The following is a 21,010-nucleotide window of genomic DNA, read 5'->3' as shown; positions in this document are numbered from 1 at the left end:
CAGATGTGATCTATATAGATCATCGCAACTTCACTTCCTACCGCCGGGAGACATAGAAAATGACGCGCGAGACATCAGGCCCCTCGGCGATGGAGACGCTGCTTTCGACCCTCGATCTGGAGCCGATCGAGGTCGATATCTTCCGCGGCCGCAGCCCCAAGGTCGGTTGGCAGCGGGTCTTCGGCGGCCAGGTGATCGGCCAGGCGCTGATGGCGGCGCAGCGCACCATCGAGGGCGAACGTTTCGTCCATTCGCTGCATGCTTATTTCATGCGTCCCGGCGATCCCTCGGTGCCGATCATCTATCAGGCGGAGCGCATTCGCGACGGATCGAGCTTCAACACGAGGCGCGTCGTCGCCATCCAACACGGCAAGGCGATCTTCGCGCTGTCGGCCTCCTTCCAGGTGGAGGAGCCGGGCTTCGAGCACCAGATTGCGATGCCCGATGTCGAGATGCCGGAGGCGCTGCTCGGCGAGCAGCAGATCAAGGAACAGTATCTCGCGCATGCGCCGGAGGCGATCCGAAAATACTGGCAGCGTGAGCGACCGATCGAGATCCGTCCCGTCTCGCTGACGCATTATTTTTCCGACAGGAAGCTCGATCCCAAACAGGACGTCTGGGTTCGCGCCACCGGCCCGGTTCCTCACGACCGGCTCTATCAGGCGGCGGTGCTTGCCTATCTTTCGGACATGACGCTGCTCGATACGTCGCTCTATGCGCACGGAACGTCCATCTTCGACCAGAGCCTGCAGGTGGCGAGCCTCGATCACTCCATGTGGTTCCACCGACCCTGCAAGCTCGACGACTGGTTGCTTTATACGCAGGACAGTCCGTCGGCTTCAGGTGCCAGAGGATTAACCCGGGGTAGCCTGTTTACGCGATCGGGTAGCCTGATCGCATCGGTTGCGCAGGAAGGCCTGATTCGGAAAAAGGCAAATGAATAAAAATTGTGCAACTTTATAAATTTGCGCGTTATTTGTGCGCTTATTGGCCGATCATTTGCCTGTTTATTGGCACTCTTTATTATAACCTTTACTTTTCAATAACTTACGACCTGCCTCGAATCTGGCACGCCCCTTGAATGTGTATCGCCGGTCGCTGTTCAGGAACGTCAGCGGCAAGGAGAGTCGGCTCCGCGCCGAGGATAACGAAGGATGGGAAACCAGATGAAAATTGTGATGGCCATTATCAAGCCGTTCAAGCTCGATGAGGTCCGCGAAGCCCTTACGGCGATCGGTATTCAGGGGCTGACCGTAACCGAAGTGAAGGGCTACGGGCGCCAGAAGGGGCACACCGAAATCTATCGCGGCACCGAATATGCAGTCAGCTTCCTGCCGAAGCTCAAGATCGAAATCGCGGTTGCATCGGAACTCGTCGACAGGGCGGTCGAGGCCATCGCGGCATCGGCTAAGACCGGCCAGATCGGTGACGGCAAGATCTTCGTCTATTCGATCGACCATGCCGTGCGCATCCGTACGGGCGAAACCGATTCAGAAGCGCTGTAAGAACGGCAGATCAAGGAGCTTTATCCAATGTCAATTTCGAAGTTTTCTTCCACCTTTGCGCGGCTTTGCGCAGCTTCGGCCGCCCTTCTGGCGCCGGCCGTCGCTTTCGCGCAGGAGGCTGCGCCAGCTGCCGCCACCGCTGCTGCTGCTCCTGCTTTCACCATGGACAAGGGTGACAATACCTGGATGCTCGTCTCCTCGGCGCTCGTCCTTCTGATGACCATCCCCGGCCTTGCGCTTTTCTACGGCGGTCTCGTCCGCGCCAAGAACATGCTCTCGGTGCTGATGCAGGTCTTCATGATCACGGCCGTCGTGGCGCTGATCTGGGTGACCTATGGCTATTCGCTCGCCTTCACCGATGGTGGCTCGCTGAACAGCTTCGTCGGCGGCTTCTCCAAGGCGTTCCTAGCCGGCGTCAACACGTCGTCGCTCGCCGAAACCTTCTCGAAGGGCGTCGCCATTCCGGAATACACCTTCATTGTGTTCCAGATGACCTTCGCCTGCATCACGCCTGGCCTGATCGTCGGCGCATTCGCCGAGCGCATCAAGTTCTCGGCCGTCATGCTCTTCGTCGTGCTCTGGGTCACGTTCATCTACTTCCCGATGGCGCACATGGTCTGGTTCTGGGGCGGTCCGAGCTCCTACACCTCGCCGGCCGGCCTGATCTTCTCCTACGGCGCAATCGACTTCGCCGGCGGCACGGTCGTTCACATCAATGCCGGTATTGCGGGCCTCGTCGGCGCCATCATGCTCGGCAAGCGCACGGGCTATAAGAAGGAAATCATGGCTCCGCACTCGATGACGCTGACCATGGTCGGCGCCTCGCTGCTCTGGGTCGGCTGGTTCGGCTTTAACGCCGGCTCCAACCTTGAAGCCAATGCCTACGCCTCGCTTGCCTTTATCAACACCTTCGTCGCAACGGCTGCCGCCGCTGTGTCCTGGTGCATCGTTGAAAGCCTCACTCGCGGCAAGGCTTCCATGCTGGGTGGTGCTTCCGGTGCGGTCGCCGGTCTCGTTGCCATCACCCCGGCGGCAGGTTTTGCCGGCCCGATGGGCGCGATCGTTCTCGGCCTCATCGTCTCGCCGGTCTGCTACTTCTTCGTCGACGTTGTGAAGAACAAGTTCAACTACGACGACAGCCTCGATGTCTTCGGCGTCCATTGCATCGGCGGCATCATCGGCGCTCTCGGCACCGGTATCCTCGTCAACCCGGCGCTCGGCGGTGCAGGCATCGTCGACTATTCCACAGCCGATTTCGCAGCCTCCTATGCCGGCACGGCAACCCAGGTCTGGGCTCAGGCCAAGGGCGTGCTGACGACGCTGCTGTGGTCGGGCATCGGCTCTGCGATCCTCTACAAGATCGTCGATGTCGTCATCGGCCTGCGTGTAACCGTTGAAGCCGAGCGCGAAGGCCTCGACCTTTCGACCCACGGCGAAGCCGCCTACCACTCTTCCTGATCACAGGGTTTGCGGCGCCCGGCAAAAGGGCGCCGCTGCACGGCCCGTCGCGGCCTATCTAACCATAGACCGCATTTGGCCCGGACCTTCCAAGGTTCGGGCCTTTTTTCTTTTCCCTGCTCGGAATGCACGTCCAGGCATGCATGGTTAACATCGCTTTAACCCGGCTCTGATTAGGTAGAGCGGACGCATTTTGGCACGGCGAAGCTTTAGCGATTCGCGTGTCCTCAGGCATTGGACGGGTTAGACACATGGCAAGAAGCACGTCGCCGGCAATGGATGGCCGTCCGGATCGGTTCTCCTTCTCGGCATTCATGCTGCGGCAGATCCAGGCGCTCATCGGCTTTGCGATCTTTTTGCTGCTGGCGTTCTGCGTCGCGGCGCTGGCGACTTGGAATGTCGCCGATCCGAGCTATTCCTATGCGACCGCCAACCTGCCGACGAATATCCTCGGTTACAGCGGTGCTGCCTTTGCCGATATCGTCATGCAATTCCTCGGCCTTGCCAGCGTCGTTTCGATGCTGCCGATCGTCGCCTGGGCGCTGACGCTGATCTCGGGCCGCCGCTTCAGCCGTATTCCTGCCCGCATCGGCGCCTGGTTTGCCGGTTCGGTGCTCTCTTCCGCCGTCATCGGCTGTTTTCCGCCGCCGCTCACCTGGCCGATTCCGAACGGCATCGGCGGCGTCGTCGGCGACATGATCCTGCGTTTTCCTGCACTCTTCGTCGGCGCTTATCCCACAGGCACCTTCGCCATGGTGGTCGGCTGCATCTTTGCCGCGCCGACCGCCTGGATGATGCTCTTTGCCTCAGGCCTCGTCGGCCGCAGCGACGCAGACGAAGAGATCGAGGAGGACTACGTTGATACCCGTAGCAAGGCCCGCGTCGTCGGAGACGAGGACGACGAGGAAGACGAGTCCCGCTGGGTCGCTTTCAGCGGTGCCGTGACGCATGCCTGGTACATGAGCCAGGGCCGATTGCGCCGGCTCTTCGGCATGGGGCCGCGCAAGCGGCGCCAGGGCGATTACGAATCACCTTATGATTTCAACGATGACGAGTTCGGTACGCTGAACGAACCCGTGCGTGCCAAGGCGCCGACCGTCCGCGGCGAGCGCATGGAGCCCTCGATGGAACCATCGATGGGGCCAAGGGCGGCTTCGCCGCGGCGCATCGTTTCCGCGCCGTCGCTGTCGATCGATGACGACGATGATAATGACGACGACCTGCCCTTTGATGCCGACATGCCGCCGCGCCCGGCCGATATCCTGCCCGATGACGATGACGACGACTGGATGATCCGCGCACCGGCAAAGGCGGCCGGCAAGCCGGAACCGCGCGTCGTCCCGGTGGTCGCCCGTCCGAAGCCCAGCGCCCGTATCGAGCGGGAGGCGCAGGGCTCGTTCATCCGTCCCGAGGGTTTCCAGCTTCCGTCGATGCATCTGCTCGCCGAACCGAAGAATGTCGTGCGCGACTCCACGCTTTCGGCCGATGCACTGGAGCAGAATGCCCGCATGCTCGAAGGCGTGCTCGAAGATTTCGGCGTCAAGGGCGAGATCATCCATGTCCGTCCAGGTCCCGTCGTCACGCTCTACGAACTGGAGCCGGCGCCCGGCATCAAGTCGTCGCGCGTCATCGGCCTTGCCGATGATATCGCCCGCTCGATGAGCGCCATCGCCGCCCGTGTTGCCGTCGTGCCCGGCCGCAACGCGATCGGCATCGAATTGCCGAACCAGACGCGCGAGACCGTCTATCTGCGTGAACTCGTCGCCTCCAGGGATTTCGAAGGCAGCAAGGCGAAGCTCGCCATGGCGCTCGGCAAGACGATCGGCGGCGAAGCCGTCATCGCCGATCTCGCCAAGATGCCACACCTGCTCGTCGCCGGCACCACCGGTTCCGGCAAGTCGGTCGCCATCAACACGATGATCTTGTCGCTGCTCTACCGCATGACGCCGGAACAGTGCCGGCTGATCATGATCGACCCGAAGATGCTCGAACTCTCCGTCTATGACGGCATCCCGCATTTGCTTTCGCCTGTCGTCACCGATCCGAAAAAGGCCGTCGTCGCGCTCAAATGGACGGTGCGCGAGATGGAAGAGCGCTACAAGAAGATGTCGAAGATCGGCGTGCGCAACATCGACGGCTTCAACACCCGCGTCGAGCAGGCGCTGTCGAAGGGCGAGGCGATCTCGCGCACGGTGCAGACCGGCTTCGACCGCCATACCGGCGAGGCGATGTACGAGACCGAGGAATTCGATCTGCGGCCGATGCCCTATATCGTCGTGATCATCGACGAGATGGCCGACCTGATGATGGTCGCCGGCAAGGATATCGAAGGCGCCGTCCAGCGTCTGGCGCAGATGGCGCGCGCCGCCGGCATTCACGTGATCATGGCGACACAGCGTCCGTCCGTCGACGTCATCACCGGCACGATCAAGGCAAACTTCCCGACCCGCATCTCCTTCCAGGTGACCTCGAAGATCGACAGCCGCACCATCCTTGGCGAACAGGGTGCCGAACAGCTGCTCGGCATGGGCGACATGCTCTACATGGCGGGTGGCGGGCGTATCCAGCGCGTGCACGGCCCGTTCGTTTCGGATGTCGAGGTGGAAGAGATCGTCTCCTATCTGAAGACCCAGGGCTCGCCGCAATATCTCGACGCGATCACCGCCGATGACGACGAGGACGGCGATTACGGCGGCGGCGGCCCGGCCGGCACGTCCAATCTTTCCGAATCGGAAGATCCTTACGACCAGGCGGTCGCCATCGTGCTGCGCGACGGCAAGGCGTCGACCTCCTACGTCCAGCGCCGGCTCGGCATCGGCTACAACCGCGCCGCCTCGCTCGTCGAGCGCATGGAGAAGGAGGGCATCATCGGGCCGGCCAACCACGCCGGCAAACGCGAGATCCTCGTTCCCACCGAAGGCGACATCCTCGACCGCTGAGATATCAGGCATATATTTCCGATGCAGCCGCTTTTGCGGAAACCTGATAGCATCGAAGCCGTTACCTCTCGCAGGCCGATCGCAACGCCTTGAAGACGCCGCCTTTCGGCAGCATGCAGATCGCATAAAGGAGATTTAGATGAGTCACTCCGATAGCTTCCTCTCCGGCCTGACGGTAACGCGCCGCGACCTTCTCGGCGCCTTCGCCGTTGCCGCGATGGCGAGCGCCATTCCCTTCGGTGCTTATGCGCAGGCGGCGGCTCCTGCCTCCGGCACGGCGCAGGCGATCGCCGATCATTTCTCCGGCGTCACGACGATGCAGGGCGAATTCGTGCAGTTCGGCCCGCGCGGCGAACAGACCGGCGGCAAGTTCTTCATCCAGCGCCCCGGCAAGCTGCGCTTCAACTATGACGATCCGTCGCCGATGCGGGTGATCGCCGACGGCAAGAATGTCGCCATCGGCAATACGAAGCTCAAGACCTGGGATCTCTATCCGCTCTCCAAGACCCCGCTCAGCCTGCTCCTGGCGCAGCATATCGACCTGTCGGCCGGCATGGTGAAGGGCGTGAAGGAAGAGTCTGACCTGACGACGATCGCGCTTGGCAACAATACGGTGTTCGGAAACTCGACCATCACCATGATGTTCGACCCGAAGACCTACGACCTGCGTCAGTGGACGATCACCGACAATCAGGGCAAAGACACCTCGGTGATGATCTTCAACGTCAAGACCGGCGTGCAATTCGACGATCGCGTCTTCCGCGTGCCCTATGAAACCATTCCGGGCACGCCTCAGTCGCGCGACTGAAACCTTTTCGGTTGATCGCCGGCCGCTTTTGCACGCGGCCGGTTCCCTAGCGTCCACCTTTGTTTTAAAGCCCTTTCATGAAAGCGTGAGAGGGTATGGGCATGGGCTTTTCGATCACCACCTGGAACATCAACTCGGTGCGGCTGCGCATGCCGATCGTCGAGCAGCTCGTTCTCAAGCACAGGCCCGATATCCTCTGCCTGCAGGAAACCAAGGTGACGAACGATCTGTTTCCGGCGGCACCGCTGCGGGCGATGGGCTACAATCACATCATCATCCATGGCCAGAAGGGCTATCACGGCGTGGCGATCGCCTCGCGCATTCCGTTGACCGAGGATCACCGGCAGGATTATTGCGGCGTCGGCGATGCGCGCCACATCTCGGCGATCTTCGAGCACGGCAATCGTCGCGTCCGGCTGCATAATTTCTACGTCCCGGCCGGCGGCGACGAGCCGGATCGCACGATCAATCCGAAATTCGGCCACAAGCTCGATTTCATCGAGGAGATGAAGCTGCTGAAAGCCAATGGCGAGGCCAACACCTCAGCCATCCTCGTCGGTGACCTCAACATCGCGCCGCTGGAGCACGATGTCTGGTCGCACAAGCAGCTTCTGAAGATCGTCAGCCATACGCCCGTGGAAACCGAGGGGCTGCTCGAGGTGATGAAGCGCGGCGCCTGGCTCGATCTGATGCGGCAGCATGTGCCTGAAAACGAGAAGCTCTACACCTGGTGGAGCTACCGCGCCAAGGACTGGGAGGCGGCAGATCGCGGCCGCCGTCTCGACCATATCTGGTCGTCGTCGGATCTCGGGCCGCATCTGAAGCGGATCGAGATCCTGAAGGAGGCGCGCGGCTGGGATCGTCCCTCCGACCACGTGCCGGTGACGGCGCATTTCGATTTCTAGAGCATGATGCCGAAAAGTGTGAGCGGTTTTCGGACGACATCATGCTCTCACTCTATAATGTAGAACAGGATTCAGATTTTAGGCCGACCCGGCCTAAAATCATCCTGTTCTAGCGCATCCTCTCGGACGCGCGGCCTCTATCTATCAAGATCAGCTGAAGCGGTAGAACTGGCTTGCGGCCTTTGCCGCAAGCTCCGCGAGATTGTCGCGGATCCGGTTCTCGATCAGCCGGGCTGCGTCCGGATATTCTTCGATCAGCCGGTGGAAGAGGGCGCGGGTGATGCGGATGATGCTGGTGTCCTCGCGCGCTACCGCGGTGAACTTGCGCTCCACCAGCGTCACCAGCGCCAGTTCGGAAACCAGGGTTCCGGGACCGGCGATCCCCTCTGTCCTCTGCATGCCGTCGCTGCTCGTCGCGCTCAGCTCCAGGCTGCCGCTGAGGATGACATAGGCGCTCTCGGCGGGCGAGCCCTGGCGAAACAGCATCTGGCCGGCAGCGATCATGCGCCGGTCGGCGCCGAAGGCGACCAACCGCAGTTGATCCTCGTTCATGTCCTTGAACAGAGGAAGCTGCGCGAGCATGTGGATGTCGTCTGTTAGCGCCATGCGGGCTTTTCGCCTTAGAGCAATTCCAGCAAAAGTGCCTAGCGGTTTTGCCAGGCAAAGCGTGAAACACTTTTGCCGGGAATTGCGTGAAAACAAAGAGATCGAGCATTTACGTCATTCGGAGAAAAACGGAAATGCGCTAGGGTATGATCTTGTAGCCGCCGTTTTCCGTGACGAGAATTTCGGCATTGGAAGGATCGCGCTCGATCTTCTGGCGCAGGCGGTAGACGTGGGTTTCCAGCGTATGCGTCGTCACGCCGGAATTATAGCCCCAGACCTCTTCGAGCAGCACGTCGCGGGTAACGACCTTCTGTTCGGCGCGGTAGAGATAGCGGATGATCGCCGCTTCCTTTTCCGTCAGCCGGATCTTCTGGCCGTTATCGGTGGTCAGGAGCTTCTGGCTCGGCTTGAAGAGATAGGGGCCGACGGTGAAGGTCGCGTCCTCGCTCTGCTCATGCTGGCGCAACTGCACGCGGATGCGCGCGAGCAGAACGGCGAAGCGGAAAGGCTTGGTGACATAGTCGTTGGCGCCGGCTTCAAGACCGAGGATCGTGTCCGAATCGGTATCGTGGCCGGTCAGCATGATGATCGGCGCCTTGAAGCCGCCCTTGCGCAGCAGCTTCACCGCCTCGCGGCCGTCCATATCGGGCAGGCCGACATCCATGATCAGCAGGTCGATCGGCGTCGAGCGGGCGGTCGCGACACCTCTGCCGGCGTTGGCTTCCTGCAGAACCGTGAATTCCTCATACAGCGACAATTGCTCCGTCAGCGTCTGCCGAAGGTCATCGTCGTCATCCACCAGAAGAATGGTGCGTGCGGTCATGCCGTTTACGTCCTCATGTTAAGTCCCCTAGTCCTACGCCAAATTCCTGGTTTGGCAAGGATCGGGCAACGGGCTGTTGCCGGGCCGGTTTCGATATGATTTCAATCGAAGCCCCAGACAAGGCACGACATGCGAGAAAAATGGAAAAAGCAAGGCAGAGGCCGGGTATGACGCCGTCGACGATCGTCGTGCGTGCTGCGCCGGGGCGCAAGAGCCGGGCGATCGTCCGGTTCGGTGCCATCACCGTGCCCGCTGCGATCGGCCGCTCGGGCCGCACGGTGATGAAACGTGAAGGCGACGGCGCCACGCCGATCGCCTCGATGAGGCTGATATCAGGCTTCCGGCGCGGCGAGCGGAACGGTCGGCTCGTCACTCCGCTTCCCATTCGCCGCATCCGCCCCGACATGCTCTGGTGCGATCAGTCTGGCAATGCCAGCTACAATCGCCTCGTCAGGACGCCGTTCCGCGCAAGTCATGAAGAGATGCGGCGCAGCGACGGGCTCTACGATATCTGCCTGGTGATGGACTGGAACATCTCCTCGCGTGCGCGCAATCGCGGCTCGGCGATCTTCTTCCATCTCATCCGGCCAGGCTACGAGCCGACGGCGGGCTGCGTGGCGGTAAGCCTGCGCGACATGCGCCGCCTGCTGCCCCACCTTCGAAAGGGAACGATTGTCCGCGTCGTCTGATTGTCTTCCGGATGCGGTCGCCTATATGCTTCCGGTGACCGAACGCTCCGGCTGAAATGCGTTCAGGGACGTCCGCAAGCGCGGGCGCAATTCATGCCTCGTCCAATTCTTCAAACTCCCGGAGATATATTGTGACCGCTCAACCTATCATCACTTTCCATGACGGACATTCCATTCCCCAAGTCGGCCTCGGCGTCTGGCAGACGCCGCAGGATATTGCCGCTCCCACTGTGCGCACTGCGATCGCCGCCGGCTATCGTCACATCGATACGGCTTCCGGCTACGACAACGAAGAGGGCGTCGGCGAAGGCATTCGCTCTTCCGGCCTCGACCGCAAGGACATCTTCGTCACCACCAAGCTCAGGAATACCGATCAGGGCTATGACAACACGCTGCGCGCCTTCGACGGCAGCCTGAAGAAGCTCGGTTCCGAATATGTCGACCTTTATCTCATTCACTGGCCGTCGCCGCATCGTGGCCTTTATACCGAGACCTGGAAGGCTTTCGTGCGCATCCGGGAAGAGGGCCGCGCCCGCTCGATCGGCGTGTCGAATTTCTATCCTGAACATCTCGAGCGTATCATCGGCGAGACCGGCGTCGTTCCCGTCATCAACCAGATCGAGCTGCATCCAGATTTCCAGCAGAAGGCGGCGCAGGAGGCTCATCAGAAGCTTGATATCGCCACCGAATCCTGGAGCCCGCTCGGCCAGGGCAAGTTCATCTCGAACGCTGTGATCGGCGAGATCGCCAAAAAGCATCAGAAGACGCCGGCTCAGGTGATCATTCGCTGGCACATCGACACCGGTCTCGTCGTCATCCCGAAGTCGGTGACGCCGTCGCGCATCGAGGAGAACTTCCAGGTGTTCGACTTCAAGCTCGATGCCGACGACATGGCCGCGATCGCCAAGCTCGACAGTGCCAGCGCCCGCATGGGACCGGATCCGATGACGGCAGCCTTCTGAGCACTATCGAGCGCATCAGCGGTCGCCCCGGAGAAGAGATCACCCGGGCGGCCGCCGCTTGACGGAGGCGTGCAGCCTTCAGTCAATAATTGCAATTGGACGATCCGTTGGTCGGCGCGAAGCCGTAACTGCAGCTATTGCCCAGGCTCTGCGGTTTTCCAATTGAGCCGGTATAATCGTCGAAGGCGCGTGAGGGATACCAATAACCGTTCGCGCTCTTGATATAGCCGGGCCGGCCGCTGCTGTAGCCGCGATATCCGTTGAGTGACGGTATCTTCTTCTGCGCGACCTGCAGCAGTTGGCCCGAGGCGAGCGTGACTGGCGGTATGGTTGGATGCATCGGCGCGGCGCCGACGGCGTCGATCGATGCCAGCGGTGCAAACATGATCAGGCTGGCTCGCAGTAAACTCGCTACTAATTTCTGCCTCATGGCCTTCCCCGATGGCGCGGTGTTCGCCGAAGCCTGAACGGTATCTGTCGCGTGTCGCGCCTGATTATCGATGAGGCCACAGGAATTTATCGATGTCGATTGCCCGAAAGGATGAAATTGGGAAGGCGGGCCATGCACAAACGGGCTCGCCCGCCACGACTTAGGGCGTGGACTCATTAGCGCGTAACCAAATTCGGATTGATGCGAGTTTGACGAACACCAGATAGTTGGCCGCCTCCAATTCCACGTGTGACACGTTAGCTTAGATGCGTCGCGTGAAGGCGCCGTCAACCACCAGATTGGCGCCGGTGACGTAGCTCGCCGCTGGGCTCGCCGTGAATGCGACGACGTTGGCGATCTCCTCGGGCCTCGCCATGCGGCCCATCGGGATCATGGCAACCGCTTTGCGAAAATGTTCGGGTTGCTCGCTCTTGATTTGATCCCAGGCACCACCGTCAAAGAACGTCGAACCGGGGCTGACGACATTGGCTCGGATACCCTTGGGTGCGACGGTCCGGGCGAGCGACTTGATGTAAAAGTGCAGCGCAGCCTTTATGGCGCCATAGGACACCTCTGTGTAAGCATTGAGTTCTGAATCCTCGACTCCCCCAATCGAGCCAATGGCGACGATGCTCCCCGCCCGTGATCGCTCAAGGTGCGGCATAACCGCCTCAACTGCCGTCACAGTGTGGATCAGATCGACGTCGAAGGCCGACTGGAACGCCTCGATACTAAGGCCGAAAGATAGGGCGCTGGCATTTGCCACCAAAATGTCGACACCGCCAAGCGCCGCCGCAGCGCTTTCAACCCAGCTCCGAAGTGCTGCTGGGTCTTTGACGTCCACGGACCGGCCCCAGGCCTTGCCTCCCTTGGATTCTAGTGCCTTGACCGCGTCCTCAACGGCGTCGCCGCTGCGGGCACAAATCGCGACGTCGGCTCCCTCCAACGCAAGACGCTCAGCGATGGCAAGCCCAATCCCCCGAGTCGAGCCGGTTACCAGTGCCTTTTTGCCAGTGAGTTGCAGATCCATTTCATGGGCTCCTCTAATCCGACATCCGTTGGAAATACCGCTTTGTGAGGTTAGGTATGTTCCCTGCAGAGAAACGCGGCAAGACCGGATCGGCATAATGGTCATATGAACGGCAGGATGCCATGATCGATGATGCCTTCAGTTTTGGTGATCTCGGCTGGTAAGCCGGCAGCCGCAAACCTGCTTGATCGGCAATTCCGCTTTTGGCACATAGCGTCGTTTCGCTGCTACGCAGCAACGCGTCGGCCATTGGGGCATAGCGGACTCTGTCAGGCTATCAGTCCAGCAGATTTATGAGTTCACGGCCTAGTTAAATCGGAAGCAATTTACGGAATTAGGGCATGTCGCGCAAAACTGTGCAGCGGTTTTGCGACAGCGACATGCGCAAAAACAAAGGCTTTAGTGCAGCAATTCGGAGGGCCGCAGAGCTCTTTGCGCGTCGGAGAAGGCGCAGGGCTGTGCAGGTCGCAACATGTGGGCGCCGAAGCGACTGACGCCATAAATGCGAAGCCGCCCGATGTGCATCGGGCGGCTTGCAAGTTGATCAATTGGCTGGATCAGATCAGTTCCACTCGCGGATATCGACGAAGTGCCCGGCGATCGCGGCCGCGGCTGCCATTGCCGGCGAGACGAGGTGCGTGCGGCCCTTGAAGCCCTGACGGCCTTCGAAGTTGCGGTTCGAGGTCGAAGCGCAGCGTTCGCCCGGCTTCAGGCGGTCGTCGTTCATGGCAAGGCACATGGAGCAGCCCGGCTCGCGCCAGTCGAAACCGGCGGCCTTGAAGATCTTGTCGAGGCCTTCGGCTTCCGCCTGTTCCTTGACGAGGCCGGAGCCCGGCACGATCATCGCGTCGACGGTTGGGGCAACCGTCTTGCCTTCGACGACCTTGGCGACTTCGCGCAGATCCTCGATGCGGCCGTTGGTGCAGGAGCCGATGAAGACGCGGTCGAGCGTGATGTCGGTCATCTTCGTGCCCGGCTTCAGGCCCATATAGTCGAGCGCGCGCCACTTGGAGGTGCGCTTGGTTTCGTCCGGAATGTCGTCGGGGTTCGGAACGATGCCCTGGACGGAGATGACATCCTCGGGCGAAGAGCCCCAGGAAACGATCGGCGGCAGGCTGGCGGCATCGAGCACGACGACGCGGTCATAATGAGCGCCCTCGTCGGTCTGCAGCGTCTTCCAGTAGGCGATCGCCTGTTCCAGCGCCTCGCCCTTCGGCGCGCGCGGCTTGCCCTTGATGTATTCGAAGGTCTTTTCGTCAGGGGCGATCAGGCCGGCGCGGGCGCCGCCTTCGATCGTCATGTTGCAGATGGTCATGCGGCCTTCCATCGACAGCGCGCGGATCGCTTCGCCGGCAAATTCGATGACGTGGCCGGTGCCGCCGGCCGTGCCGATCTCGCCGATGATGGCAAGGATGATGTCCTTGGCGGTGACGTGCGGCGGAAGCACACCGTCGACCCGCACCAGCATGTTCTTTGCCTTCTTCTGGATCAGCGTCTGGGTCGCCAGAACATGCTCGACCTCGGAGGTGCCGATGCCGTGTGCCAGCGCGCCGAAGGCGCCATGCGTCGAGGTATGGCTGTCGCCGCAGACGATGGTCATGCCGGGCAGGGTGAAGCCCTGTTCCGGACCGACAATGTGGACGATGCCCTGGCGCTTGTCGCTTGCCGAATAATATTCGACGCCGAATTCGGCGGCGTTGGTCGCCAGCGCTTCCACCTGGATGCGGCTTTCCTCGTTTTTGATGCCGAGATGGCGGTCGGGCGAGGTCGGGACGTTATGGTCGACGACGGCGAGCGTCTTTTCCGGTGCGCGAACCTTGCGGCCGGTCATGCGCAGGCCTTCGAAAGCCTGCGGCGAGGTGACTTCGTGGACCAGATGGCGGTCGATGTAGAGAAGACAGGTGCCGTCTGCCTGTTCGTCGACCAGATGATCGTCCCAGATCTTGTCGTAGAGGGTACGCGGTGCGCTCATGGCGTTAAGTCCGTTTTTCTAAAGCTTTTGGAAAATCGAGAAATGGCAGATCAGGCTCCGCCGGCCGTCATTCGATCAACGAAGTCGGCTGTTGAGCGCACCGGACACGCACGCAAAAAACCGCGACGGCAGGCGATAATGGTCCTGCAGCACGAAAATATGCGCACCAATGCATCTGAACTTGGATTCCATGGCCCTGCATATAGCGATTTTTCGCGGCGGCTTCAATTTGAATCATCAGGAGGCCTTCTGAGACCCCTCAGTGGTGCGGCTATTGGTGCCGTCACCGCGACTTCATCCATTTCTCCGTCCGCCGCAGCGCCAGCGACAGGCCGATCGTCAGGATCAGATAGATATAGGTGACGATCGAATAGGTTTCGAAGAAGCGGAAGGAACCGGCGGCGTAGACCTTGCCCATCTGGGTGATGTCGGCGACGCCGAGGACGGAGACGAGCGAGCTGTCCTTCACCATCGAGACGAAATCGTTGGAGAGCGGTGGGAAGATCACCCGGATCGCCTGTGGGAAGATGACGGAGCGGAAGCGCCGGTAGCGCGAGAGGCCGAGGGCCTTGGCCGCCTCGATCTGGCCGAGATCGACCGACTGGAAACCGGCCCGGAAGATTTCGGCGATGAAGGAGGAATAACCGACCGTCAGCGCGATGATCGCCCGCCACATCAACGAGAGGTCGCGCACCAGGATGGGCTCGGCCATACCTGATGTCACCAGCGGCGAAGTCAGGAAATTATAGGCTGCGACCAGTGCCGGCGCGCCGACGAAGGCGACGTAGAACAGCAGCACGAGAATCGGGATACCGCGGATGATCTCGATGTAGAATCGCGCGATCTGCCGCAACACCTGGCTGTCAGCCATGCCGAGCAGGCAGATGCCGAGGCCGAGCACGGTGGCGAGCACGAAGGCGACCAGCGTCACGAAGACGGTGATGCCGACACCGTTGACGACGGTGCGGAAGACCTGGGCATAGATATCGTTGGTGACGATGACGGCGGCAAGGACGAGGCCGATCGCGACAAGCGCGACCAGCCACCAGGGATAGTCATCCTTGACGTATCTGTCGGGAGATGGTCGCAGGGCCATTGCTCGGCGTCATTCGCCCATCTTGTAGTCGAGGAACCACTTCTTGTTCAGCGCATCCAGCGTGCCGTCGGCCCTGAGTGCGGCGATCGCGGCATTGACCGGGGCGACAAGGTCGGACCCTTTCGGGAAGATGAAGCCGAAATCCTCGGTGCCGAGCGGTCCGCCGATCAGCTTCAGGGCGCCGTTCGAGGCATCGACATAACCCTTACCGGCGGTGCCGTCGGTCAGCACGACGTCGACGTCGCCGGCCTTCAGGGCCTGGACGGTGGCGCCGAAGGTTTCGAAGAGTTTGATGCGCGGGTTCTGCTCGTTGCCATCAAGCACTTCGTAGACCGCGGTGTAGAAAGGCGTGGTGCCGGCCTGCGCGCCGACCAGGCCGTCCTTGAATTCGCCGAAGGACTTGACATCGGCGAAGCGCTTCTCGTCGCCGCGCACCAGCATGAACTGCTGCGAGCGCATGTAGGGGTCGGAGAAATCCACCTTCTGCTTGCGGTCTTCCTTGATGGTGATGCCGGTCATGCCGATGTTGTACTGGCCATCGGAAACCGCCTGGATCATCGCGTCCCAGCTGGTGTTCTGGTATTCGACCTTGAAATTCAGCCGCTTGGCGAACTCGTTCATCGCATCATATTCCCAGCCGATCGCCTTGCCGGATTTCGGATCGACGAACTGCAGCGGCGGATAGGCATTCTCGGTGACGACGACGACGCTCTTGCCGCCGAGATCGGGCAGCTCGGCGGCCGATGCGGCCAGGGGTGCAAGAGCAAGGGCGGCGAAGCTCGCAAGAACGGTACGGCGAAACAACATTGAACGGTTCCCCAAAATTGAACGGCAAAAACTGTCACGGAAGATAGGCCCGAGGCAAGGCCGCCGGCTGCATGCCGAAACAAAAAATAGAAAAGGCGACCCGAAGGCCGCCTTTCCAAGCAAAGAATTTTGCGTGGCGCAGATCTTATTCTGCTGCCGGTTCCGCGGCGGCGGCAGCAGCGGCTGCTGCTTCAGCGGCGGCCTTGGCTTCCGCAGCTTCGGCTGCTGCCTTCTCGGCGGCGAGCGCCTGAGCTGCTGCGACCTTTTCAGCTTCGATGCGTGCCTTTTCCTCGGCAATGGCGGCGCGCTCGGCGTCGTTGAGCTTGCGGGCGCGGACGCCGGTGTCTTCAACGATACGGGCAGACTTGCCGCGACGGTCGCGCAGGTAATAGAGCTTGGCGCGACGGACCTTACCGCGGCGAACGACGTCGACGCTTTCGATCATCGGCGAGTAGACCGGGAATACGCGCTCGACGCCTTCGCCGTAGGAGATCTTGCGGACCGTGAAGTTTTCCTGCAGGCCGCCGCCGGAGCGGGCGATGCAGACGCCTTCATAGGCCTGAACGCGGGTACGGGTGCCTTCCGTGACCTTCACGTTGACGCGGACGGTGTCGCCCGGGGAAAATTCGGGAAGCGTGCGCTTGGCTTCGATCTTGGCGGCCTGTTCGGCCTCAAGCTGCTGAATGATGTTCATCGTCTTAACCTTTGGTTCTTCTGAAACAGCCAGAGCGCTCAACACTGATCCTTCGGAACTGGCCTCAGGACTTTGCCCGTCAAGGGCGGGAGCGGATTCGCCATTCTTTGTTTGCTGGCAGACGGGGATAAACCCCATTTCCGCGTGCGCCAATACACGAAAGGCCAGGGCTTGTCATCCCTTGGACGGCATTTTTGTGAAAAGGGCTGCGAAATCAGCCGTTTTTCTCACTTTACAGCGCCGCGCGCCTTTTTCTGACGCGGAAAGAACGCTGTAACATTTTGAATCGACGCATCGTGCCTTCCGAAAATCGATCCCGATTTTCGAGCCGATAGGCTAGCCCTTTTCGAGCAGATCGGGCCGCCGCTCCCGGGTCAGCCGCACCGCTTCCTGATGCCGCCATTTGTCGATGGCGCCGTGGTTGCCGGAGGTGAGGATCGCGGGGATTTCCCGGCCTTCCCACTCCTGCGGCCGGGTATAATGCGGATGTTCCAGTAGTCCGCCTTCGAAGCTTTCGTGCAGGCCGGAAAGATCGTTGCCCATGACGCCAGGCAGGATGCGGATAATCGCATCGAGCACGATCAGCGCCGCCGGCTCGCCGCCTGATAGGACGTAGTCGCCGATCGAGACCTCTTCCAGTCCACGCGCCTCGATCACCCGCTGGTCGACGCCCTCGAAGCGGCCGCAGACGATGATGACGCCGTCGCCGGCCGCGAGCTGGCGCACACGCTGCTGCGTCAGTGGCCGGCCGCGCGGGCTCATCAGCAGCCGCGGGCGGGGATCGTTTTCCGAGGCGCTATCGATCGCGCGGGCGAGAACGTCTGCCTTCAGCACCATGCCGGCGCCGCCGCCTGCCGGGGTGTCGTCGACGGTGCGGTGTTTGTCGGTGGCAAAATCGCGGATCTGTACCAGGTCCAGCGACCATTGTCCCCGTTCCATCGCCTTGCCGGCGAGCGAGAAGCCCAGATGCCCCGGAAACATTTCCGGATAAAGTGTCAGTACGCTCGCCCGGAAAGCCATGGCGTCACTTCTTCTTTTTCGGCTTGTCCGGGGTGAATTTCGAAAGCTCTTCCGGATCGTCGACCAGACCCGCCGCCAGCGGATCGATCAGCAGCGTGCCGGCCTCGAGGTCGATCTCCAGCACCGAGGCTTCGGAGAAGGGGATCAGCACCGGGCGTTTGCCCGGACCTTTGAGTTCCAGCAGGTCGCCGGCGCCGAAATCGAAGACGCCGGTGACCGTGCCATAACTGACACCCTTGTCGTCCCGCGCCTCGAGCCCTTCGAGATCGGCATAGTAGAACTCGTCGTCCTCCAGCTCTTCGTCCGGCAGATTGTCCCGCTCGATATAGAGTTCGAGCCCGTTCAGAGCCTCGGCGGCATTGCGGTCGTTGACGCCGCGGAAACGAACGACGACGACATTCTTCATCTCGCGGATTTCGAGGACTTCGAAGCTGCGGCCGTCCATGCTGTGGAGATGGCCGTAGTCGCCAAGCGCGCCGGGATCGGCCGTATAGGCCTTGGCGCGCACCTCGCCCCGGAGGCCTTGCGCGCCACCGATCGTCGCCATCAGAACGGGGTTTTCAAGCTTTGTCATGGGTTCCTTCATGTGAAGCCGAAAGACAGGTTTCTCATAAACGAAGTGCGGGCGATTGGAAACGAAAACGGGCGGCATGTCGCCATGCCGCCCGCTCGAAGGGAATGTCCCGATTATTCCGCGGCGTCGGCAGCAGCAGCGGCGGCGTCGGCGACCTTCTGAGCCTTTTCGGCGGCGCGCTCCTGGGCGCGCTTGCCAGGCTTTGCCTTGACCGGGTTGTTCTTGACTTCGCGCTTGGCAACGCCGGCCTCATCGAGGAAGCGCAGAACGCGGTCGGTCGGCTGTGCGCCGTTTTCGATCCAGTGCTTGATGCGCTCGGCGTTCAGCTGAACGCGCTTCTCATCGTCCTTGGCAAGCATCGGGTTCCAGGAACCGAGGTTTTCGAGGAAGCGGCCGTCACGCGGGCTGCGCGCATCGGCGAGAACGACGTGGTAGTACGGGCGCTTCTTGGAGCCACCGCGGGCGAGACGAATTTTCAGTGCCATGTTCTTTACTCCTTGGGCTTTTCTTGACCGCTTTCTTGAGCGGTACGGTTATCGGGCCGCGGTGCTTTGTTCAGCGTGATCCGCAGCGATCTGCTCATGATGCCGGATGACTTCCTTGATGACGAAGTTCAGGAACTTCTCAGCGAAATCCGGATCCAGATTGGCGGCTTTCGCCAGCTGGCGAAGGCGTTCGATCTGGTATTCCTCGCGCGCCGGGTCGGCCGGCGGCAGATTGTATTTGGCCTTCAGCACGCCGACCTCTTTGGTGCAGCGGAAGCGTTCGGCCAGCATGTGCACGAGAGCGGCATCGATATTGTCGATCGACTGACGATAGCTCGCGAGCTGGGCTTTGACGTTTGGATCAATCATGGGGCAAGCGATCCTTTCACTTCTTCTTCGGCAATCCGGGCAATCCCGGGAAACCACCGCCAAGGCCCGGCAGCTTGGCGCCGCCGAGGCCCGACAAACCACCCGGCAGACCGCCGAGACCGGGCATACCCCCACCCGGCTTTCCAAGCCCCGCCGCTTCCGCCTGCTTCTGCAAGGCCTCGAGCTGTCGGGGATCGATATTCGAGAGATCGGGCATGCCGCCACCCATGCCGCCGCCGAGCCCCATCTTGCCGGCAAGGCCGCCCATCATCTGCTTCATCATGCCGCCTTTGCCCTTGCCGCCCATCATCTTCATCATGTCCGCCATCTGGCGGTGCATCTTCAGAAGCTTGTTGATGGCGGCGGCATCGGTGCCGGAGCCGGCGGCGATGCGCTTCTTGCGCGAATGCTTGAGCAGGTCGGGATTGGTACGCTCGGCCCTGGTCATCGACTGGATGATGGCGATCTGGCGGCCGAAAAGCTTGTCGTCGAGGCCGGCTGCGGCCATCTTGTCCTTCATGCCGGCCATGCCGGGCATCATGCCCATGATGCCGCCCATGCCGCCCATCTTCTGCATCTGGCGCAACTGGTCGGCGAGGTCATCGAGATCGAACTTGCCCTTGGCCATCTTGGCGGCCATGGCGGCTGCCTTCTCGGCGTCGATATTCTCCGCCGCGCGCTCGACGAGCGAGACGATGTCGCCCATGCCGAGAATACGGTCGGCGATGCGGCGGGGATGGAATTCCTCCAGCTCGCTCATCTTCTCGCCGACGCCGATCAGCTTGATCGGCTTACCGGTGACGGCGCGCATCGAAAGAGCGGCACCGCCGCGGCCATCGCCGTCCATGCGGGTCAGCACCAGACCGGTGATGCCGACGCGTTCGTCGAAACTGCGGGCGAGGTTGACGGCGTCCTGACCTGTCAAACTATCGGCGACCAGCAGGATTTCATGCGGGTTCGAGCGCTTCTTGATGTCGGCCATCTCGACCATCAGGGGCTCGTCGATATGCGTACGGCCGGCGGTGTCGAGGATGACGACGTCATGGCCACCAAGCTTTGCGGCTTGAACGGCGCGAGCAGCGATATCGGTCGGCGACTGGCCTGATATAATAGGCAGCGTGTCGATATTGGCCTGCGCGCCGAGCTGGCGAAGCTGCTCCTGCGCGGCCGGACGGCGCGTGTCGAGCGATGCCATCAGCACCTTCTTCTTCTCGCGCGTCGACAGGCGATGGGCGATCTTCGCCGACGTCGTCGTCTTGCCGGAGCCCTGCAGGCCGACCATCATGACGACGACCGGGGCCGCTGCATGCAGGTCGATGCCGACGCCTTCGCCGCCCAGCATCTCGATCAGCTCGTCATGCACGATCTTGACGACCATCTGGCCGGGCTTGATCGACTTCAGGATCTCGGCGCCGACGGCCTTTTCACGCACGCGGTCGGTGAAGGAACGCACGACGTCGAGCGCGACGTCGGCCTCCAGCAACGCACGGCGAACCTCGCGCAGCGCTGCGGAAACATCGGCTTCCGAAAGCGCGCCACGGCCTGTCAGTCCATTCAGAATGGATCCAAGACGGTCCTGGAGGTTTTCAAACATCGGCTCTTCCTTGATACGTTTCGGGCGGGTTTGAATATGCCCGGAAACGTCGTGCTTTTCCTTGACGAAAACAAGACGCAAAGCCAAAAAGCACCCGAGGGCGCATCGCGCTGTCGGGTGTTGACCTCCGGGATCTCAGGTCCCGGTCGGCGGCTCGGAGTCATGCGGCTCGTCGCGGATTGGGCGCGATAAACAGGAAAGTCGGGTGAAAGTCAAGGCAATGCGGACAAATGACCGCATGACC

General features: G+C 61.3%; 21 protein-coding genes. 8 read left to right on the top strand and 13 right to left on the bottom strand.

Going from position 1 to position 21,010, the window contains the following annotated elements; genetic code table 11:
• Window positions 1–59: 59 nt before the first annotated feature.
• From tesB to CUJ84_RS21360, 6 genes are all read left to right on the top strand, one after another.
• Window positions 60–944: an acyl-CoA thioesterase II gene (gene tesB, locus CUJ84_RS21385; RefSeq protein ID WP_105007658.1), complete on the top strand. Its 885-nt coding sequence runs from the start codon at window positions 60–62 to the stop codon at window positions 942–944.
• 210 nt (window positions 945–1,154) lie between these two features.
• Complete coding sequence (locus CUJ84_RS21380; protein ID WP_003543684.1) at window positions 1,155–1,505, top strand: P-II family nitrogen regulator; 351 nt, start codon at window positions 1,155–1,157, stop codon at window positions 1,503–1,505.
• Window positions 1,506–1,532: 27 nt separating this feature from the next.
• A complete protein-coding gene (locus CUJ84_RS21375) occupies window positions 1,533–2,963 on the top strand; it encodes an ammonium transporter (protein ID WP_064649637.1) in 1,431 nt (476 codons plus the stop codon).
• A 251-nt stretch (window positions 2,964–3,214) separates the two neighbouring features.
• Window positions 3,215–5,902 carry an FtsK/SpoIIIE family DNA translocase gene (locus CUJ84_RS21370; protein WP_105007657.1) on the top strand — a complete coding sequence of 896 codons (2,688 nt, stop codon included), beginning with the start codon at window positions 3,215–3,217 and terminating at the stop codon, window positions 5,900–5,902.
• Window positions 5,903–6,041: 139 nt separating this feature from the next.
• A complete protein-coding gene (locus tag CUJ84_RS21365; RefSeq protein ID WP_105007656.1) occupies window positions 6,042–6,710 on the top strand; it encodes an outer membrane lipoprotein carrier protein LolA in 669 nt (222 codons plus the stop codon).
• 101 nt (window positions 6,711–6,811) lie between these two features.
• Entirely contained in the window at window positions 6,812–7,615 is an 804-nt protein-coding gene (locus CUJ84_RS21360) for an exodeoxyribonuclease III (RefSeq protein ID WP_018497630.1), read from the top strand.
• 150 nt (window positions 7,616–7,765) lie between these two features.
• On the opposite strand, the gene CUJ84_RS21355 is transcribed toward CUJ84_RS21360, so the two are convergent.
• Both CUJ84_RS21355 and CUJ84_RS21350 read right to left on the bottom strand, forming a co-directional pair.
• Window positions 7,766–8,221 (bottom strand): cyclic nucleotide-binding domain-containing protein, encoded by a 456-nt coding sequence (locus tag CUJ84_RS21355; RefSeq protein WP_018481801.1) that lies wholly within the window; start codon window positions 8,219–8,221, stop codon window positions 7,766–7,768.
• A 139-nt stretch (window positions 8,222–8,360) separates the two neighbouring features.
• Complete coding sequence (locus CUJ84_RS21350) at window positions 8,361–9,044, bottom strand: response regulator transcription factor (RefSeq protein ID WP_105007655.1); 684 nt, start codon at window positions 9,042–9,044, stop codon at window positions 8,361–8,363.
• 167 nt (window positions 9,045–9,211) lie between these two features.
• Between CUJ84_RS21350 and CUJ84_RS21345 the strand changes: the two genes are divergently transcribed.
• Window positions 9,212–9,733 carry a L,D-transpeptidase family protein gene (locus CUJ84_RS21345; protein WP_105007654.1) on the top strand — a complete coding sequence of 174 codons (522 nt, stop codon included), beginning with the start codon at window positions 9,212–9,214 and terminating at the stop codon, window positions 9,731–9,733.
• A gap of 131 nt (window positions 9,734–9,864) precedes the next feature.
• On the top strand, window positions 9,865–10,695 hold the full coding sequence (locus tag CUJ84_RS21340; RefSeq protein WP_105007653.1) for an aldo/keto reductase: 831 nt from the start codon (window positions 9,865–9,867) through the stop codon (window positions 10,693–10,695).
• A gap of 82 nt (window positions 10,696–10,777) precedes the next feature.
• Here the strand turns inward: CUJ84_RS21340 and CUJ84_RS21335 are convergent, their stop codons facing one another.
• From CUJ84_RS21335 to ffh, 11 genes are all read right to left on the bottom strand, one after another.
• Window positions 10,778–11,125, bottom strand: coding sequence for a cell surface protein (locus CUJ84_RS21335; protein ID WP_105007652.1), 348 nt, complete (start codon window positions 11,123–11,125; stop codon window positions 10,778–10,780).
• A 262-nt stretch (window positions 11,126–11,387) separates the two neighbouring features.
• Entirely contained in the window at window positions 11,388–12,155 is a 768-nt protein-coding gene (locus tag CUJ84_RS21330; RefSeq protein ID WP_105007651.1) for an SDR family NAD(P)-dependent oxidoreductase, read from the bottom strand.
• 562 nt (window positions 12,156–12,717) lie between these two features.
• On the bottom strand, window positions 12,718–14,127 hold the full coding sequence (gene leuC / locus CUJ84_RS21325) for a 3-isopropylmalate dehydratase large subunit (RefSeq protein ID WP_020052055.1): 1,410 nt from the start codon (window positions 14,125–14,127) through the stop codon (window positions 12,718–12,720).
• 283 nt (window positions 14,128–14,410) lie between these two features.
• On the bottom strand, window positions 14,411–15,223 hold the full coding sequence (locus CUJ84_RS21315; RefSeq protein WP_105007649.1) for an amino acid ABC transporter permease: 813 nt from the start codon (window positions 15,221–15,223) through the stop codon (window positions 14,411–14,413).
• A gap of 9 nt (window positions 15,224–15,232) precedes the next feature.
• Window positions 15,233–16,030: a transporter substrate-binding domain-containing protein gene (locus CUJ84_RS21310; RefSeq protein WP_105007648.1), complete on the bottom strand. Its 798-nt coding sequence runs from the start codon at window positions 16,028–16,030 to the stop codon at window positions 15,233–15,235.
• Between the two features lie 145 nt (window positions 16,031–16,175).
• Window positions 16,176–16,724 carry a 50S ribosomal protein L19 gene (gene rplS / locus CUJ84_RS21305; RefSeq protein ID WP_105007647.1) on the bottom strand — a complete coding sequence of 183 codons (549 nt, stop codon included), beginning with the start codon at window positions 16,722–16,724 and terminating at the stop codon, window positions 16,176–16,178.
• Window positions 16,725–17,060: 336 nt separating this feature from the next.
• Window positions 17,061–17,744 (bottom strand): tRNA (guanosine(37)-N1)-methyltransferase TrmD, encoded by a 684-nt coding sequence (trmD, locus tag CUJ84_RS21300; protein ID WP_105007646.1) that lies wholly within the window; start codon window positions 17,742–17,744, stop codon window positions 17,061–17,063.
• Between the two features lie 4 nt (window positions 17,745–17,748).
• On the bottom strand, window positions 17,749–18,318 hold the full coding sequence (gene rimM / locus CUJ84_RS21295; protein ID WP_029767597.1) for a ribosome maturation factor RimM: 570 nt from the start codon (window positions 18,316–18,318) through the stop codon (window positions 17,749–17,751).
• A 113-nt stretch (window positions 18,319–18,431) separates the two neighbouring features.
• The gene (gene rpsP, locus CUJ84_RS21290) at window positions 18,432–18,803 is read right to left on the bottom strand and encodes a 30S ribosomal protein S16 (protein ID WP_018243981.1); all 372 of its coding nucleotides are present in this window, start codon (window positions 18,801–18,803) and stop codon (window positions 18,432–18,434) included.
• A gap of 48 nt (window positions 18,804–18,851) precedes the next feature.
• Window positions 18,852–19,172: a chorismate mutase gene (locus tag CUJ84_RS21285; RefSeq protein ID WP_105007645.1), complete on the bottom strand. Its 321-nt coding sequence runs from the start codon at window positions 19,170–19,172 to the stop codon at window positions 18,852–18,854.
• A gap of 16 nt (window positions 19,173–19,188) precedes the next feature.
• Window positions 19,189–20,766, bottom strand: coding sequence for a signal recognition particle protein (ffh, locus tag CUJ84_RS21280; RefSeq protein WP_105007644.1), 1,578 nt, complete (start codon window positions 20,764–20,766; stop codon window positions 19,189–19,191).
• Window positions 20,767–21,010: the final 244 nt, after the last annotated feature.

The sequence above is a fragment of the Rhizobium leguminosarum genome (assembly GCF_002953715.1).
GTDB classification, from domain to species: Bacteria; Pseudomonadota; Alphaproteobacteria; order Rhizobiales; family Rhizobiaceae; genus Rhizobium; species Rhizobium leguminosarum_V.
Note: the sequence above shows the minus strand (reverse complement) of the source record. Positions and strands in the feature narration are given on the sequence as shown.

What these genes read in the sequence shown, in the direction of transcription:
- tesB (WP_105007658.1), top strand. Translation starts at nt 60, where the DNA reads ATGACGCGCGAGACATCAGGCCCCTCGGCGATGGAGACGCTGCTTTCG.
- CUJ84_RS21380 (WP_003543684.1), top strand. Translation starts at nt 1,155, where the DNA reads ATGGGAAACCAGATGAAAATTGTGATGGCCATTATCAAGCCGTTCAAG.
- CUJ84_RS21375 (WP_064649637.1), top strand. Translation starts at nt 1,533, where the DNA reads ATGTCAATTTCGAAGTTTTCTTCCACCTTTGCGCGGCTTTGCGCAGCT.
- CUJ84_RS21370 (WP_105007657.1), top strand. Translation starts at nt 3,215, where the DNA reads ATGGCAAGAAGCACGTCGCCGGCAATGGATGGCCGTCCGGATCGGTTC.
- CUJ84_RS21365 (WP_105007656.1), top strand. Translation starts at nt 6,042, where the DNA reads ATGAGTCACTCCGATAGCTTCCTCTCCGGCCTGACGGTAACGCGCCGC.
- CUJ84_RS21360 (WP_018497630.1), top strand. Translation starts at nt 6,812, where the DNA reads ATGGGCTTTTCGATCACCACCTGGAACATCAACTCGGTGCGGCTGCGC.
- CUJ84_RS21355 (WP_018481801.1), bottom strand. Translation starts at nt 8,221, where the DNA reads ATGGCGCTAACAGACGACATCCACATGCTCGCGCAGCTTCCTCTGTTC.
- CUJ84_RS21350 (WP_105007655.1), bottom strand. Translation starts at nt 9,044, where the DNA reads ATGACCGCACGCACCATTCTTCTGGTGGATGACGACGATGACCTTCGG.
- CUJ84_RS21345 (WP_105007654.1), top strand. Translation starts at nt 9,212, where the DNA reads ATGACGCCGTCGACGATCGTCGTGCGTGCTGCGCCGGGGCGCAAGAGC.
- CUJ84_RS21335 (WP_105007652.1), bottom strand. Translation starts at nt 11,125, where the DNA reads ATGAGGCAGAAATTAGTAGCGAGTTTACTGCGAGCCAGCCTGATCATG.
- CUJ84_RS21330 (WP_105007651.1), bottom strand. Translation starts at nt 12,155, where the DNA reads ATGGATCTGCAACTCACTGGCAAAAAGGCACTGGTAACCGGCTCGACT.
- leuC (WP_020052055.1), bottom strand. Translation starts at nt 14,127, where the DNA reads ATGAGCGCACCGCGTACCCTCTACGACAAGATCTGGGACGATCATCTG.
- CUJ84_RS21315 (WP_105007649.1), bottom strand. Translation starts at nt 15,223, where the DNA reads ATGGCCCTGCGACCATCTCCCGACAGATACGTCAAGGATGACTATCCC.
- CUJ84_RS21310 (WP_105007648.1), bottom strand. Translation starts at nt 16,030, where the DNA reads ATGTTGTTTCGCCGTACCGTTCTTGCGAGCTTCGCCGCCCTTGCTCTT.
- rplS (WP_105007647.1), bottom strand. Translation starts at nt 16,724, where the DNA reads ATGAACATCATTCAGCAGCTTGAGGCCGAACAGGCCGCCAAGATCGAA.
- trmD (WP_105007646.1), bottom strand. Translation starts at nt 17,744, where the DNA reads ATGGCTTTCCGGGCGAGCGTACTGACACTTTATCCGGAAATGTTTCCG.
- rimM (WP_029767597.1), bottom strand. Translation starts at nt 18,318, where the DNA reads ATGACAAAGCTTGAAAACCCCGTTCTGATGGCGACGATCGGTGGCGCG.
- rpsP (WP_018243981.1), bottom strand. Translation starts at nt 18,803, where the DNA reads ATGGCACTGAAAATTCGTCTCGCCCGCGGTGGCTCCAAGAAGCGCCCG.
- CUJ84_RS21285 (WP_105007645.1), bottom strand. Translation starts at nt 19,172, where the DNA reads ATGATTGATCCAAACGTCAAAGCCCAGCTCGCGAGCTATCGTCAGTCG.
- ffh (WP_105007644.1), bottom strand. Translation starts at nt 20,766, where the DNA reads ATGTTTGAAAACCTCCAGGACCGTCTTGGATCCATTCTGAATGGACTG.